The sequence below is a fragment of the Prosthecobacter sp. genome (assembly GCF_029946185.1).
In the GTDB taxonomy this organism is placed as follows: domain Bacteria; phylum Verrucomicrobiota; class Verrucomicrobiia; order Verrucomicrobiales; family Verrucomicrobiaceae; genus Prosthecobacter.
This window is the reverse complement of the sequence record NZ_JAQSEA010000279.1, coordinates 26,803-41,606: the sequence shown is the minus strand read 5'-3', so window position 1 is coordinate 41,606 and position 14,804 is coordinate 26,803. Positions and strand designations below refer to the sequence as shown.

10 protein-coding genes are annotated in these 14,804 nt (G+C 59.1%); 3 read left to right on the top strand and 7 right to left on the bottom strand.

Annotated elements, in window-relative coordinates; all coding sequences use genetic code 11:
• Nucleotides 1-19 precede the first annotated feature (19 nt).
• The 4 genes from PSV43_RS22765 to PSV43_RS22750 are packed head-to-tail and all read right to left on the bottom strand — an operon-like array spanning nucleotide 20 to nucleotide 6,505.
• Nucleotides 20-1,903 carry a sulfatase gene (locus PSV43_RS22765; protein WP_300203209.1) on the bottom strand — a complete coding sequence of 628 codons (1,884 nt, stop codon included), beginning with the start codon at nucleotides 1,901-1,903 and terminating at the stop codon, nucleotides 20-22.
• Nucleotides 1,900-3,645 carry a sulfatase-like hydrolase/transferase gene (locus PSV43_RS22760; RefSeq protein ID WP_300203207.1) on the bottom strand — a complete coding sequence of 582 codons (1,746 nt, stop codon included), beginning with the start codon at nucleotides 3,643-3,645 and terminating at the stop codon, nucleotides 1,900-1,902. The genes PSV43_RS22765 and PSV43_RS22760 overlap by 4 nt, the downstream gene beginning before the upstream one ends.
• Nucleotides 3,642-5,045, bottom strand: a complete 1,404-nt coding sequence (locus tag PSV43_RS22755) for an arylsulfatase (RefSeq protein WP_300203205.1) — start codon at nucleotides 5,043-5,045, stop codon at nucleotides 3,642-3,644. The genes PSV43_RS22760 and PSV43_RS22755 overlap by 4 nt, the downstream gene beginning before the upstream one ends.
• A 38-nt stretch (nucleotides 5,046-5,083) precedes the next feature.
• Nucleotides 5,084-6,505 carry a sulfatase gene (locus PSV43_RS22750; RefSeq protein ID WP_300203203.1) on the bottom strand — a complete coding sequence of 474 codons (1,422 nt, stop codon included), beginning with the start codon at nucleotides 6,503-6,505 and terminating at the stop codon, nucleotides 5,084-5,086.
• A 278-nt stretch (nucleotides 6,506-6,783) separates the two neighbouring features.
• On the opposite strand from PSV43_RS22750, the gene PSV43_RS22745 reads away from it, so the two are divergent.
• Entirely contained in the window at nucleotides 6,784-7,239 is a 456-nt protein-coding gene (locus tag PSV43_RS22745) for a hypothetical protein (RefSeq protein ID WP_300203200.1), read from the top strand.
• A 154-nt stretch (nucleotides 7,240-7,393) separates the two neighbouring features.
• Here PSV43_RS22745 and PSV43_RS22740 read toward each other — a convergent pair whose 3' ends face one another.
• The 3 genes from PSV43_RS22740 to PSV43_RS22730 all read right to left on the bottom strand — a co-directional run bounded on the left by PSV43_RS22740 (nucleotide 7,394) and on the right by PSV43_RS22730 (nucleotide 13,935).
• On the bottom strand, nucleotides 7,394-8,539 hold the full coding sequence (locus PSV43_RS22740) for a cytochrome P450 (RefSeq protein WP_300203197.1): 1,146 nt from the start codon (nucleotides 8,537-8,539) through the stop codon (nucleotides 7,394-7,396).
• A 109-nt stretch (nucleotides 8,540-8,648) separates the two neighbouring features.
• Nucleotides 8,649-10,034: a sulfatase-like hydrolase/transferase gene (locus tag PSV43_RS22735; protein ID WP_300203194.1), complete on the bottom strand. Its 1,386-nt coding sequence runs from the start codon at nucleotides 10,032-10,034 to the stop codon at nucleotides 8,649-8,651.
• Between the two features lie 553 nt (nucleotides 10,035-10,587).
• Nucleotides 10,588-13,935 carry a family 16 glycoside hydrolase gene (locus PSV43_RS22730; protein WP_300203192.1) on the bottom strand — a complete coding sequence of 1,116 codons (3,348 nt, stop codon included), beginning with the start codon at nucleotides 13,933-13,935 and terminating at the stop codon, nucleotides 10,588-10,590.
• A 164-nt stretch (nucleotides 13,936-14,099) separates the two neighbouring features.
• Here PSV43_RS22730 and PSV43_RS22725 point away from each other — a divergent pair, with 164 nt between their 5' ends.
• Together PSV43_RS22725 and PSV43_RS22720 are read left to right on the top strand one after the other, a co-directional pair.
• Nucleotides 14,100-14,381 carry an AbrB/MazE/SpoVT family DNA-binding domain-containing protein gene (locus tag PSV43_RS22725; RefSeq protein WP_300203189.1) on the top strand — a complete coding sequence of 94 codons (282 nt, stop codon included), beginning with the start codon at nucleotides 14,100-14,102 and terminating at the stop codon, nucleotides 14,379-14,381.
• A complete protein-coding gene (locus PSV43_RS22720) occupies nucleotides 14,378-14,797 on the top strand; it encodes a PIN domain-containing protein (protein WP_300203186.1) in 420 nt (139 codons plus the stop codon). The genes PSV43_RS22725 and PSV43_RS22720 overlap by 4 nt, the downstream gene beginning before the upstream one ends.
• The last annotated feature ends 7 nt before the right edge of the window (nucleotides 14,798-14,804 follow it).

Here is a 14,804-nt window from a genome sequence, read left to right as displayed (position 1 = left end):
GGTGAAGCAAGCAGTACATTTAAAACTCCGTCCGCGTCACTTTGCCACCATCCGCAGAATGAAGCTCAATCCAGTCGATCTCGACAGGCTGCTCCTGCATCGGCAGATAAAGACGCACGATGCCAAGCGGACCCGTGGTGGGCAGTTGCACGGTGATCTCCTGCCAGTCGTCGCCTTTCAGTGTGAACACCACGCGCTGCGCTTTGCCGCCACTGGGCACCCAGTCGAAGTGGGAGGTGCCGGGTTTGGCCTTGATGCGGAAGGTGGCGGTGCTCGGTCCGCTATGCTTGCCGGCGGAAAAACCGAGGAAGCATTCAAAGCCGATGTTCGTGACACGCAGGATGCCGTCCTTCACCGTGGCCTTGCACTCGCGTGCCTTCCAGCCCTGCAAGGCTGGATTGTCATCGTCTTTGGCCTTTGCTTTCGTCTTGGCCTTGGGCTGCTGCTTGCCTTCCAGCTCCGGGTGGTACTGCTTCGGATCAAAAGCCGGATTCGCCACCGGCACGACAGCATGGGTGTCCTTGAGGAATGTTTCAATGAGCGCGTCCAGTTCAGCCACAAGCTCAGGCTTCTGCGCCGCGAGGTTGGTTTTCTCACCGGGATCGTCCTTCAAATTGAACAGCAGGTAACGATGCGCGCCCTTCTCACCGCCATGAAAAATGCGGATGAGCTTCCAGTCGCCGCGATGCACGGACACAGCAGGCGGCAGCCAGTCGGGCACGACCGTATAGTGCGGGAAGTACTGGAAGATGGCCTTGCCGGGCAGATCTCCGCCTTTAAGCGCGGGCAGAATGCTGCTGCCGTCAAAGTGCTGCTCCGGCGCGGGCTTGATCTTCAGGCCTTCGAGCAATGTAGGATAAAAATCTTCGCTCTGCACCAGCGCTTGGCTGCGGGTGTCTGCGGTGGTGATGCCGGGCCAGACGATACTCCCAGGCACACGAGTGCCCCCTTCAAACATGCTGGCCTTGCCACCGCGCAACGGCGCGTTGCTGGTGGGAGTGGTGTCATCCACATTGTTATACATGTTGCCGCCGTTGTCGGAGGTGAAAATGATGACCGTATTGTCCGCGAGCTTGAGCCGGTCGAGCGTGTCCAGCAGCGTGCCGATGGCGTCGTCCATGCTCTCAACCATCGCCGCATAGGTCGGGCTGCGCTGCGGATCAGCCGGATTCACGCGGGCGCGATGCTTATCGATGAGTGCCTGCTTTGCATCAAACGGCGCATGCACGCTGAACATCCAGTAGTTCAGATAGAACGGCTCATCCCGGTGCTTCTCCATAAAGGCCACGGCCTCCTTCGCCATGCGATCCTCGATGTGTTGATCCGGTACATCTGGGTCCGCATCAAAGTCAGCAAACTTCCACGGCGCGATGTAGCTGCCCGCCGGACCCGGGCCCGGATGATGCGGCACATCGACATCAAAACCCTGTTGCAAAGGCGAAAAGGGCGCCGGGCCGAGGTGCCATTTGCCAAAATGCCCCGTGGCATAGCCTGCCTCGTGCAGCGTCTCCGCCAGCGTGCGGTATTCAGTCTTCAGCCGCGTCGGTGGCGTGGGTTGAATCGCCTTCTGATTTGGCGCGGCCCTCTTGGGCAGGGTCGTCTCCAGCACCACCTGCGGCATGTGGCAGTTGGGAATGGTGATGCCCGTGCGCGCTGGACTCAGTCCGGTGAGAATCGCCGAACGTGTGGGCGAGCACAGCGGGCTCGCCGAATAGGCGCGCGTGAAAGTCACGCCGCGCTTTGCCAACCGCTCGATATTCGGTGTCTTATAAAACTTCGTCGTGCCATAGAGCGTCGTGTCACTCCACCCGAGATCGTCGGCAAGGATGAACAGCACGTTCGGCTTCGTCACCGCGAAGAGTGGTGAACTAAGTGCGCATAGGCAGAGTAACAGTCTTTTCATCGTGAAGCAGATTTGAAATCGAGCGTGCGGAACTGAGCAGGGCCGGGTGGCAGATGTACACGCAAATGAATGACGCGGCCTTTGGCGGGGATTGGTACTGCATGCGTCTGCCAGTCGTCACTGCCCTTCACTTCAAAAGGGACGCGGTTCGCGGGGAGAAAATCTTTGTCCCCATCCACGCGCCAGGCAATGGCTCCTTGACCGGACGCAGCTGTTTTAAACGTCAATGTCGCAGTGGCGGGACCTGCGAGCTTGAGCTGGCTGCGCGTGATGAACATGCCTTTGCCGCCTTTGTCCGGTGTGAGCACGAGAACTCCCTCTTTCTCAATCAAGCTGCCGCCACGGGCGAGCCATCCGTGGGTCGGCTCGGCTTCGTGCTTTGGCGCGGTTTTACCATCGAGATAGTAATCGAAGTACTCATTCCAAACGGGTGCCATCGGTCCAAGCGCAAGGCCGGGCGGATTGAGCTCCGCGCACCAGGCCGTGAGCTTGGTGCGGAGGCGCGCTGCAACGTCCGGATGCTGCGAGGCGAGGTTGTGCTTCTCCTCCAGATCCGTGTCTAGATCGTAGAGGTACTCGCGCTCACCACCGCGCAGCAGTTTCCAGTTTCCCTCGCGAATAGCGCTCTGTGCCATCCAGCGCCACATCAGCGCTTCGTGCGGCGGCGTGCTGAGGCTGCCTTTGAGATAAGGCACAAGGTTCACTCCATCGAGGTCGCCGGGCTTCACGGAAAGATCCGCCACCGCAGCCGCCGAGGCGGCGACATCCAGCGCGCTGACGGGGTGCTCATACGACTGCCCTGCGGGGATGGTGCCCGGCCACGCGATGAGAAACGGTACATGCATGCCGCCTTCGGACAGCATGCCTTTTTCGCCATTGAGCGGTGTGTTCAGGCTGCCATCCCATCCACCCGCATCGCCATTCAGCGGTGAGTCGGTCTTGTGGATCTTCAGAGGTGCGCCGTTGTCGCCGATGAAAAAGAGCAGCGTCTTCTCGCTGAGGCCATTATTCTTCAGCGTGCTCGTGATCAGCCCTACGCCATCATCCACCGCAGCCAGCATGCCCAGCGCAGCGCGGCGTCGCTCGGGCATCGCGCCGGGAAAGCGGTCCTTGTACGACTGCGGCGCATCCAGCGGTGTGTGCGGAGCGCGGAAGGCGATGTAGAGAAAGAATGGCTGCTCCTTGTAGCGCTCGATGATCGATGACGCTGCTTTCGCGCAGCCATCGATATGATACATCTCCGGCCGCATCTCATTCATAGGCTGGTCCTTCCCTTCAACCGTGATGTTGGCGGTAAATTTCTGCTGGCCATGCTGCGCAAAGGAATGGGTGAAACCGTGCGTCGGGATCTCCGCCATGGGCCCGAGGTGCCATTTGCCAAACTGTGCCGTCACATACCCTGAACGCTGCAGGCGTGTGGCGATGGTGATTTCCTTATTGAAGCCCTCCAGAGTGGAGTTGTTGCTGTCCAGATTGAAGCGTCCCTGGAACTTCCCCGTTATCAATCCACCACGCGAAGGCACGCACTGCGGTGCGCTGCTGTAGCCATGTTTCGCGATGACTCCGCTACGGGCCAGCGCATCGAGATGCGGCGTTTTCACATCCGGCTCCACGCCATGAATGCCGAGATCAGCAAAACCGTGATCATCCGTGTAGATGACGATGATGTTGGGTTTGTCGGTGGCGTTGGCTGAGACAACGAGACTGCCGAAGTATAAACAACAGACGAGGAGGCGCTTCATGGGCGATTTTTCTTCTTTGTCGGCATCAATGCATTGGCTTCGTGGTCCACATGGCCGGGCACCACCGCGTCTTTGAGAAACTTCGCCAGCCGGGTGCGCATTGTAGCGGTGCGTTCGGGTTCTTTGTCGGCGAGGTTTTCTTTCTCACCGATGTCATTGGCGAGATTGTAGAGTGCGAGAGTTTCGCCGGACTCAGCGGCCTTCGCCCTGCCCTTTTTGCCTTTTCCTTTGCCCGCACCCTTGGGGCCTTCTTCGCTGTCGGTATGTCCACCGTTCATGACGAGCTTCCAGTCACCCATGCGCACAGCCGCGACGGTGGGGGATTGCACACTCAAGATGGCGTCATGCGGACAAGGCGCACCTTGCGTGAGCATGGGCCAGACGTCCTTGCCATCCAGCGGCGTCTTCTGTTCCAGCGATCCTCCGGCGAGTTTCACCAGTGTGGGATACCAATCCACCGTGTGCATGGGTTCTTTGATGCGCTTGGCTGCGGGGATGTGGCCCGGCCAGTTGGCAAAAGCGCAGCCGCGCACCCCGCCTTCGTAGATGCTGCCCTTGAAGCCGCGCAAGGGTGTGTTGTCACCGGGAGGCGGGCCGCCGTTGTCGCTGGAGAAGATGATGAGCGTATTCTCACGCTGACCGCTTTTTTCCAGCGCAGTCACGATCTGCCCGATGGCCTCGTCCACCGCCGCCAGCATGCCTGCGAGCTTCTGCCGGTTGCCCTTCAGCGTGCCGTAGGGCTTGAGGTAGTCATCCGGCACCTGGAAGGGTCCATGCACTCCATTAAATGGCACGTAAAGAAAGAGAGGTTTGGTTTTGTCCTTTTCCGTGATGATGCGGCAGGCTTCATGCGCGAGGAGATGCGTGGTATAGCCTTCCTCCTTGATTTGTTTGCCGTCGCGATACCAGTCGAGTTCGTCGCCGCGCAGATGCGTGAAGTAGTCCAGCATGCCAAAGTAGTGGCCGTAATGGTGATCAAAGCCACGTGCGGTGGGCAGGTAGGCGGGCTCATACTCGCCCAGGTGCCATTTGCCGGTGATCGCCGTGGCGTAGCCCGCATCATGCAGCGCATTGGCCAGCGTGCGCTCGGTGAGCGGCAGCCCCCACGTCGCATGCGGGCGCACGATCGTGTACACTCCCGTGTGGGTGGCGTAGCGTCCGGTCATCAGCGTCGCGCGAGTGGGCGAGCAAACTGGCTGCACATACAGCGATTCCAGCACCGTGCCTTCGTCCGCCAGTTTGTCGATGCTGGGTGTGTGGATCTCCTTGCCGCCATTAAAGCCGCAGTCCGCATAACCGAGATCATCGATGAGCAGGAAGACAATGTTGGGCTGCTTGTCAGCAGCGAATGACGAAACTAAAAGAACGAATGACGAAACGAGAGCAGCGATGATTTTCATGGGAGGGCAGGTCGAAGTTCGAGAATTTTGAGGCGTCATTATTTGTTTTGGCCTTTGGCTTTCTTCTTTTTGCCAGCGCCGGGATCAACCATGGTGACGGGTTCGCCAATCATCAGCGGCTTGCCAAAGACAGTCTGCTTGTCCCCCTGTTGCTGCATCCAGACGTCCAGGTCGGCGCGCATCTGCCGCAGGCGGCCTGCCTGGGCGTGATCGTCCGCGAGATTGTGCAGTTCAGAGGGATCGCTCTTGAGGTCGTAGAGTTCTTCTGCTGGACGCACGGCATACCGTTTCACCACAGCGGCAGCGGCGGGGCTGGTTTCAGCCGCAGTGAGCCAGCTCTGCCAGTAGTTGAGCCCACTTGTCACCTTGCTTGAGCGCGAAATATGGGATTGATGCTGAAACTCAGGATGCAGATTGCGGATATACTTCCAGTCACGCGTGCGGACACTGCGGATGGGATAGACATTGAAATAACCATCGCCACTGTGCGTGGTGAAAATGCGGTCCCGATGCGTCTTGGCCGTGCCGCGCAGCACACCGGCGAAAGACTTGCCGTCGATGCCCTCAGGCACCCTGCCGCCGCCGAGTTCGATGAAGGTGGGCAGCAGGTCCGGCCAGGAAATCATGGCGTCGCTGGTGGAAGCTGGTTTCAGATGTCCCGGCCACGTCGCAATGAACGGGATGCGGATGCCCGCATCATAGAGATTCCATTTCCCAAACGGCCACTGCGCGCCGTGATCGGCGGTGTAGATGAAGAGCGTATCTCCCGGCACCTTGTCCCTGGCCAGCGCACGCAGCTCACCGAGCAGCGTGTCCGCACGCGTGATGTCCGAGCAGTAGCGCGTCCGCTGCTCTCGCGTCTCCGCCGTGTCCACATGCGTGGGCGGAAGTTGGAGTGCCGCTGCGTCATAGCCTGCATTTTCACCCCACGGCACATGCGGATGACGAGTGCCGAAGAACAGGCACAGCGGCTTGGTTGCATCGCGATTGGCGAGGAACTTGGCGACTTCGACCGTGTCGCTGTCACCGATCTGATTGCCGCCCAGCACATCAAAGCCATGGTCCTTGCCGTAGTTTCCGTGCGCCACCTTGCCAAACGCCGCGACTTCATACCCTAGAGCGTGCAGCGCGGGCGGCAGCGAAGGCACCCCAGGATTCTTCGCCTTGTGGTTTGGTTCCGCACCATTGCGCGCCGGCCACAGGCCCGTGCACAGCGCCGTGCGGCTTGGGCCACAGGCAGGCGTGGCGACAAAGGCATGCGTGAACTTCATGCCCTCTGCAGCAAGCCGCGCTATGTTCGGCGTTCGGATATCCGTGGCCCCATAAGGCTCCGAATCCAGCATGCTGTGATCATCTGAGATGAACACGACGATGTTGGGCAGAGGCGTGGTTTTCTCGGTGGCGGACAGAGGCAGGCTCAGGAAAATAGCAGCTAGGAGCACGCATGGCTGGATGGACATTCGCCTTTAACGAGCGGTCCTGCCGCAACATCTCACGAAATGCTGAGTCGAATTTAGCCTCGAAGCGTCTCACGAAGCAAAACAAGGACGCCTGCAGTGATGCGGGCACTCTTGCCCGCAATCGAGTGTTCCAGGACATTCGTTGCGGGCAAAGACCGAAGCGAAGATGGCCAGCCGCAGACGGCCCGAAGGGCATGCGAAGGCATTACCCACATTACTTACTCAAAATGCCATTCACGCTTGTCATTTCCAGTGTAGCCTTTTAGGTTTTTGACGCCATGAATCCGAAACCACCCACCACCACCAAGCAGTCCGCCGAATACGCCATTTACAAACCCAACGGTCGCGGCACCGGCGGTGTGATTCGTTTCGAATTCAACCGCGCCAAAGGCGCTGTCTTCGTGGATGCGGCTTCGCAAAGCGGGGAGAAGCAGTTCGACTGGGAGCAGAAGATCACCATGAAATGGGGCCTCTCGGATCTCGGTGCGGTGCTGGCGACGCTGCAAAGCCGCCAGGAGCAGGCCAAGCTCTTCCACCAGTCTGAAAAAGCCAACAGCGCCTTCGAGCTCACCTTCCGTGATGATCCACAGAAGGCACCGTACTTCATGAGCATGTCACGCCAGGATGCAGCGTCGAAAACCGTGAAGAAGGTCATGATTCCTGTCACGCATGCCGAAGCGGTGATTCTCGAAACCGCTTTACGGGCTGCGATCACACGGCTGATCGGCTGGTGAGAATTTTTTCGTAGGTTGGGTGTGTTTGGCGCGCTGCACGTGTTCAACATCTGGAGACGTCTTCGCCGAACCGCCCGACTTTGGGAGGGTGCGAGTTATGGGACGTCTTCACACGCTGACAGACGGGCGGGCTGTCGCCACACCCAGCCCACGTTCACGTAAGCGCATCAAACTTCACCGTCAGCGAATCATATCCCAGCGTGCGGTCAAACTTCGCCTCGTGCTCCACGCGTTCCTCGGCTTTGAGAATCGTGATGCTCTTCACCCGCTCACAACACAGCCGCAGCAGTGTGCGCAGGATAAGCCGTGCGTGCGGAGCGCCGAGGCAGAGATGCGTGCCGAAGCCGAAGGAGAGATGAGGGTTCGGTTTGCGGTCCAGGCGGACTTCCTCGGGCTGAGGAAAGGCAGTGGCATCGAAATTGGCTGAGGCCCACGCGAGGGAGATGCGCTCACCGGCTTTGACGGTGGTGGCATGGACATCCGTATCTGCCGGGCAGACACGGCCGATGTGCGTGAGCGGCATGAAGACGCGGAAAAATTCCTCGCTGGCCAGAGTGATGCGCTTGGGGTCTGCGCGCAGAAACTCCAGCGCCTCAGGATGCTCCGCCAGATAACCCAGCGCGCAGGAGATCGTGTGGATGATCGTGTCACGCCCACCGGCGAAAGCGAGATTGGCAAAGCCCATCATTTCTTCGCGCGTCAGCTTGCGCCCGCGATACTCCGCCTGCGTGAGAGAGCTGAAAAAATCTGCGCCGGGATTCGCCTCGGCGCGGTCGAATTGCGCGTGGAGGTAGTCTTCCAGCACGTTGCCCGTTTTGAACTCGCCGCCAGTGACTTTGAACACATGAATGCCCCAGCCGATCCAGGTTTCGCCTTCGGACGCAGGCACGTTGAGCAGGTAGGTCAGCGCCCGTGACTGCACGGGCAGCGCGAACTCATTCACGATCTCGATGGAATCGCTGTTCAGTGCCTGTGTGAGCATGCCATCGAGCAGCGCCTCGACCTGCGCGATCATCGCCGGGTCTTTGGCACGCTGGAAGAATGGCTCGACGATGGCGCGGTACTCGGTGTGCTCAGGCGGATTCGTCTCGATGGGAAGCTGGCGCATCGTGCGCACGGCTTCCTCCGAAGGAATCGGCACGCGAAAGGGTGCGTCCGAGCTGAAGGTCTGCCAGTCCTTGGCCGCCTTCCGCACGTCCTCATGACGGAGGATCATGGTGATGTCTTCACCGTGAAACGGACACTTCAGCACGCCAGAGGCGCTGCGAACTTCGCGGAAGGGGTCGGAGAAAGCGGGCATATGTGGGGGATGATGAATGCAGAGTCATCAACGCTGAACGCAGTACGCTTTCAGCGCAATGTTTGCTCTTTGTAGAATGATGCCTGCGGCCTGTGCTAAGGCCGTTTGCTTACTTCTTCTTTGCCTTGCCTGCCTTCGGCGGCGCGGTGGGGTCTTCGTTGGGACTGCCATGCCACAGCGGCGGCACGTTTGTGGCATTCCACTCATCCCAGGCTTTGGCCAGCTTGGCAACAAGCTCGGGCTTCGCAGCGGCGAGATTGTTTTCTTCGCCAATGTCAGTGCTCAAATCATAGAGCTGCCAGCCAGACTGTGTTTTGGCCTCCATGTCGCGCACATCCACAAGCTTCCAGTTCCCTTGCCGGATGGCTTTCTGCGGACCGAAACGCCATGCTAGAGTGTCATGCGGTGGGGTGGCAATTTCACCCTTGAGATACGGCAGGAGGTTCACGCCCTCGACGCCCTCGGGTTGCTTCGCGCCGGTGACAGCGCAGGCCGTGGGCAGGATGTCCATGGCGCTCACTGGCTGATCGTAGGTGGTGCCTGCAGCCAGCTTCCCGGGCCAGCTCACGAAGAACGGCACGCGAATGCCGCCTTCGAGTGTCTGGCCTTTGTCGCCGCGCAGGGGTGTGTTGAGACCCGTGTTGTAGGCAAAGAAAGGTTTCCTGCCGGAGCCGCCATTGTCGCCGAAGAAGAACACGAGGGTGTTCGGGTACTTGGCCTTCAGTTCGGTGGTGATGCGACCTACGTCATCGTCCAGCCCCAGCAGCAGCGAGAGGTAGCCGCGACGATCTGGATCGGTGACGTCGGCAGGAATGCGGTCCTTGAGCTTGTCGGCAATCTCCAGCGGCGTGTGGACGGCGTTGTAGGCAAGGTAGATGAACCAAGGCTTGGCCGTTTTGCGGCTCATGAAGTCGAGCGCCTCATCGGTGAACAGGTCGGTCGTGTAGCCGTCGATGTGCTGCAGTTCGCGGCCACGGTAGATCATGTTGTGCGAATGCGCCGAGCCGAATTCGGGGTCCGCATCCTTGTGAAGCAGGAAGTTGTGCCCGCCCACGAGAAAGCCGGTGAACTCGTCGAATCCACGTGATAGCGGATGATGCGCGGCATTGAAGCCCAGATGCCATTTGCCGTAGAGCGCCGTCGCGTAGCCCGCATCGTGCATCACATTGGCAATCGTGCGCTGATCCAGCGGCAGCCCGAGCGTGGCTTCATCACCGACATGCGGATTGAACTCGTGCCCGAACCGCGTCTGAGCTTTGCCCGTGAGAAATCCCGCCCGCGAAGGGCTGCAGTACGGCGCGGTGACATAGCCATTGGTGCAGCGCACGCCACTAGCCGCGAGGGCGTCGATATTCGGCGTTGGCACCGCCTTGCCGCCCTGCACGCCGATGTCCGCGTAACCAAGATCGTCCGCGATGATGACGAGGATGTTGGGTTGGGGGGCCGCCGAGATCGAGGAGCAAACAGCGAGGAGAAGCAGGGCGTGGCGTTTCATGGGCGAAATATAACGAAGGAGAGAGGGAGTTCTGACAGAGGAGAGTTTTGATGACGCCGAGGAAAACAATCACGCCCAATGGATTCCCTGGATAGGAATGGAACAAAATGTGAGAGGCGATGAAAGGCCATCAATCCACCGATGGAAGTTTTGCAAGGTAATCCGACAAATCCTGACCGGTGTCGGCTGCACCGATGCCTTGAAGGTAACTTCGCACCGACGAGCGGAACCTATTTTGCAGAAAACCTAGCCACTTCTTTTTACGCTCAAGCAATACAAAGAACCATATGCGGTCGGGTTTTGTACTCTGCCGAGGTTGCACATCGACGATTTGGAGAACGATTTGGAGTCTGCCTTTGTCAAAGGAGTAAGTGCTTGGTGTGGGATCGTCTGGACCTACTGGACCCTGACAGTTTCTAATCCGAATGCGTGGATGCCCTGGTATATGGTCAGGCAGTGATCTGAGCACTGGCTCTGGAATGAAATAGACGTTTAGCATGGCGGCGTGAGAGAAAGTCTGGCACGCCACCATTCTAGCAACTGTCGATTCAGCTCACTTCGCAAACATCGCATTCGTCTTGTCTCCGCCGCTCAGCACGTAAGCCATGAGATCAAGGATCTCGTCCTTCTTCAGCATGGCGAGGAGCATCGGCGGCATCGGGGAAACGGTGCTGAGTTCGATGCTCTTCACTTCCTTGCGGTCCACGTTCACGCGCTGGTTCGGATCGGTGAGGTCGGTGTTGAGGGTGACGCCGTCGCCGCTGAGGTTCACGACAACGCCGCTCATCAGGCTGCCGTCGTTTTTGGTGACGATGATGGGGACGAACTGTTCGTTGATGACCTTGCTGGGGTTGATGATGTTGTCGAGCAGGTCATGCGGGCTGTAGCGACCGCCAGCACCGGTGAGATCCGGACCGGTCATGCCGCCGGCGTTGCCGAAGCGGTGACAGGTGTAGCAGGCGGCGGCGGTGAACATTTTGCGGCCGTTTTCAAAGCTGCGCTTCTTCATGCCGGTCTTGGCGGCGGCGCTGAGTTCGTCGAGCGTCCACATCGTGGGTGTGCGGCCCACGAACATGGTGCCGACGTTTTCGATGGCGCTCTTCACCTCGGGCTTCTTCGCGATGAGTTCGGCAAGCTGCGCGTTTTCTTCGGATGTGAAAGTGGCCAGCGAATCTTTGCGGATGAAGTCGATGAAGATGGCGAAGCTGCTGCCGCCTTTGTAGTTGGCGGCCTTGAGGAAGAACTCGAGTTGCTGCGTGCGGAGTTCCTTGGTCCAGCCCGTCTTCAGGAAGCGCAGGCTGCGGGCGTATTCGACCTGAGGCTCCTGGCTTTCAGCGGCGGCGATGAGGGCCATGCCCTTGGCGGCGGTGTTCGGTGCCTGGAGATAGGCCAGAGTTTCGGTGAGCAGCCAGTTGAGCTCAAAGTTGTCTGCCGGATAAGACGGATCAAGCTTGGCAATGATCGCAGCCACCGCGGCCTCATCGGGATTGCCAAAGCGGTGCAGCACGATCTCAACGAGGCGCACATAAGCCATGCGTTGGTCGTTCGTGAGCTTGTTGAAGTTGCGCTTGAGCAGCGCAGCGAGGATTTCATCACGCTTGGCCGTGTTCACCACGTCATCTTTGGTGCGGTGTGTGGGGCACACGCCGGTCATACGCGTCAGCGCGAGCAGCGCTTCGAGCTGCGCGGTGGCGTTCTTTTCATTCAGCGCCTTCGTTTCCCATTCAGCGACGGGGTTGTGCTCCAGCACGGTGCGTGCAGCACTGCGGATGAAGCGGTCCTTGTCACTGAGGTGCGGCCACGCGAATGCGACGGCTTTCGGGTCTGCTTTGCCGTGATAGGCGGCAAGCTCACGACGCAGCTCCGCTGCGGGCGTGATATTCGGCTTGGATGTCACCGGTGCGGTCGATTCCTTGCCGGAGTAAGTCACGCGATAGAGTCCTGACTGCACGCGGCGACCACCGATGGTGAAGTACATCGCACCATCTTTGCCGATGATGGCATCGCTCACCGGCAGCGGACCACCCGTCACAAATTCTTCCTTCGTTGCGGTGTAGCTCGCGCCCTCGGGTTTGAGATGTACGGCGTAGATTTTGCCCCAGCTCCAGTCGAGCACGTAGAAGGCGTCCTGATATTTTGCAGGGAACTTTGCGCCGTAGCCGAAGGTGGTGCCCGTGGGCGAGCCGGGGCCGATGTTCAGCGTGGCGGGCAGGTTGTCATAGTAAAACTCTGGATACTTGCCCGCGCCATTGCGCCAGCCGAACTCGGCACCGCTGACAACGTGATTGATGCGTGTGGGGCGATACCACGATGTGTTGAAGTCATACTCCATGTCGGCGTCATAGACGAAGAGTTCGCCATCGCGGTTCACACCGCCGTCGAAGATGTTGCGGAAGCCGTTGGCGTATTGGATGAATTCTTTTCCATCGGGCGAGACGCGATACACATTCCCGCCTGGGGCCATGACGCTGCGGTTGTGACCGCGACCATCAGGCATGCGCGGCAGCAGGTGGTCATCTCCCCAAAGCTTCTGCACGGGCGAAGTCGGGACGGTTTCTGTGAGCACGGCATTGTTGCCCGTGATGAGATACAGGCCTTTGCCATCGGGCGTGAGAAGCACGGCATGCACGCCGTGGTCGCCGCCGGAATCAATCGCGCGCAGCAGCTCGACTTTGTCGGGCATGTCGTCGTTGTCGCTGTCCGTGATGCGATACAGTCCGCTGGGGATCTTCTTTTCGTAGTCGTTCACGCCCACGTAGAGCGCGCCAAAGGCAAACAGCATACCATTCACCGCGCGGATGTCGGCGGGAACCTTCTGCACGTCATTCTGGCTCAGCGTCTGACCGGGGGCAGGCATCTTGAAGCGATAGAGACCGCCATACTGGTCACTGGCATAGATGCGGCCTTTGTCGTCCGTGCAAAGATTCACCCAGGAGCCTTCATCGCCGCCGGGCACGGAGTAGAGCAGTTCCACTTTGAAATCAGGCAGCGTTTTGATGTTCGTGACCGGCGTGGCCACATTAGCGCCAATGGCCGGACCGACCGCGTCAGGGCGCTTCGGCTTCACCTTGGCAGCCTTGCCTTTCGCGTTGCCCTTGGCCGGAGCAGGTTTTGGAGCAGGAGCGGCGGCAGGAGGCTGCGCTTTGCCTTTGCCCTTGCCCTTCGCGGGTGCTTTGGCCTCGATGATCTGCGCATCGCTGGGGATCGCGGATTTCTCAAACGAGATCACACCGCCATCTGGCAGTTCTTTGAGCATCACATCCTTGATCTGCACATTCATGGCGGGGCCGCGATGAATCTGAAAAGCCAGCAGTCCTTCCAGCGAGCGCTTCGCCAGTTCAAAGTCCAGCAGATCGATCGTCACCTTGCCGTCCACCTTGTGGATGAGGTGGTTGCCCTGCGCGATGATCGTATACTCATGCCATTCGGCGATGTCCACCTTCACCGGCTCATGCTCGGAGGCCAGCCAGCGTTTGCCTTCGGGATCAATCACCACGCTCTGCCCGTTCTGCACAATGATGCCGCGCCCACGCTCTTCATACACCATCGCATTGTTTGGTGTGGCCGGATGAATGTCGCACTGATAACCACCGATGGACCACTTGCCGTTCTCTGGCAGCTCCTTGCTGCGGTACTGGATGCCCGTGTTGTTGCCCGTCTCCTTGATCTTCGCGCGCAGCTCAAAGTTCTTCACCTTGCCGCCGCGCCAGATCAGAAACTGATTGTAGGCCAGTTGCTCCGGTCCCGTCGTTTTACCGGTGATGCAGCCGTCTTCGACGCTCCACAGCTCCGGATTGCCATCCCAGCCCGTGAGGTCTTTGCCGTTGAAGAGCGATTTAAAACCATCCTGCGCCGAAGCGAAAGAGGTAAACAGGAGGGAGAGTAGAAGGAGACGATTCATGGTTGGGCGCGTGGTTAAACGCGCCCAACTGTCAATAATTGCCAGCAAAGGATGTGTCGGATTCGGCAAACGGCCTAACGAGCCCCCATTTTTGGTCAAAACAGATATCAGTGGCAACCAATGGTTCTATGAATGCCATTGAAAATGCCATTTAATATGCCAACATGATTCCCATGACAGCCACCGTCACACTCGACAAAGCCGGTCGCCTTGTGCTTCCCAAGCCAGTGCGCGACCAACTGCACCTCCGTGCGGGTTCCAAATTACGCCTAGATGTCACGGGTGATCGCATGGAACTTACGCAGGAAGTGCCTGAGGTGAAGATCGAAAAGCGTGGGAAGCGTCGTGTGGTCGTGGGTTGGGAAGGCTTTGATGCAGCCAAGGCAGTACGGGAGATGCGCGAAGATCAGGTGGCAAGACTGGACGCTCCGTTCCGCAAAAAATGAGTGCCTTTATTGACACTTCTGTATTGGTGGCGGCAGTGGTCGCTACCGAGTCCTTCCACATCGAATGCGATGCGTTGTTCGATGGCAAAGAGCTTGGCATTTATGCGCATGGCATTGCGGAGACCTTCAGTACACTCACAGGTGGCAGAAAGCCATTCCGCATGCCTGCGGCACTCGCTGCTTCAGTGATTGAGGAAGACTATGTACCTGATCTCACCATCAGCACGCTGACTCCCACGGAAATGCTCCGTGCCATGCGTGAGGCGGAGGCACGCGGTGTGCGCGGCGGAGCCATCTTCGACTTTCTGCATCTCGTTGCCGCACGAAAGGCCAGGGCCGCACGGTTTTACACCCTGAACATCTCGCACTTCCGCGCCTTCCATCGCTCAGGCGATCCAGAGATTGTTCACCCATGAAAGGGCG

Bases quoted from the DNA above. Each gene is read 5' to 3' on its own strand.
- PSV43_RS22745 (WP_300203200.1), top strand. From the start codon at position 6,784: ATGAATCCGAAACCACCCACCACCACCAAGCAGTCCGCCGAATACGCC.
- PSV43_RS22755 (WP_300203205.1), bottom strand. From the start codon at position 5,045: ATGAAAATCATCGCTGCTCTCGTTTCGTCATTCGTTCTTTTAGTTTCG.
- PSV43_RS22735 (WP_300203194.1), bottom strand. From the start codon at position 10,034: ATGAAACGCCACGCCCTGCTTCTCCTCGCTGTTTGCTCCTCGATCTCG.
- PSV43_RS22725 (WP_300203189.1), top strand. From the start codon at position 14,100: ATGATTCCCATGACAGCCACCGTCACACTCGACAAAGCCGGTCGCCTT.
- PSV43_RS22740 (WP_300203197.1), bottom strand. From the start codon at position 8,539: ATGCCCGCTTTCTCCGACCCCTTCCGCGAAGTTCGCAGCGCCTCTGGC.
- PSV43_RS22760 (WP_300203207.1), bottom strand. From the start codon at position 3,645: ATGAAGCGCCTCCTCGTCTGTTGTTTATACTTCGGCAGTCTCGTTGTC.
- PSV43_RS22720 (WP_300203186.1), top strand. From the start codon at position 14,378: ATGAGTGCCTTTATTGACACTTCTGTATTGGTGGCGGCAGTGGTCGCT.
- PSV43_RS22730 (WP_300203192.1), bottom strand. From the start codon at position 13,935: ATGAATCGTCTCCTTCTACTCTCCCTCCTGTTTACCTCTTTCGCTTCG.
- PSV43_RS22765 (WP_300203209.1), bottom strand. From the start codon at position 1,903: ATGAAAAGACTGTTACTCTGCCTATGCGCACTTAGTTCACCACTCTTC.
- PSV43_RS22750 (WP_300203203.1), bottom strand. From the start codon at position 6,505: ATGTCCATCCAGCCATGCGTGCTCCTAGCTGCTATTTTCCTGAGCCTG.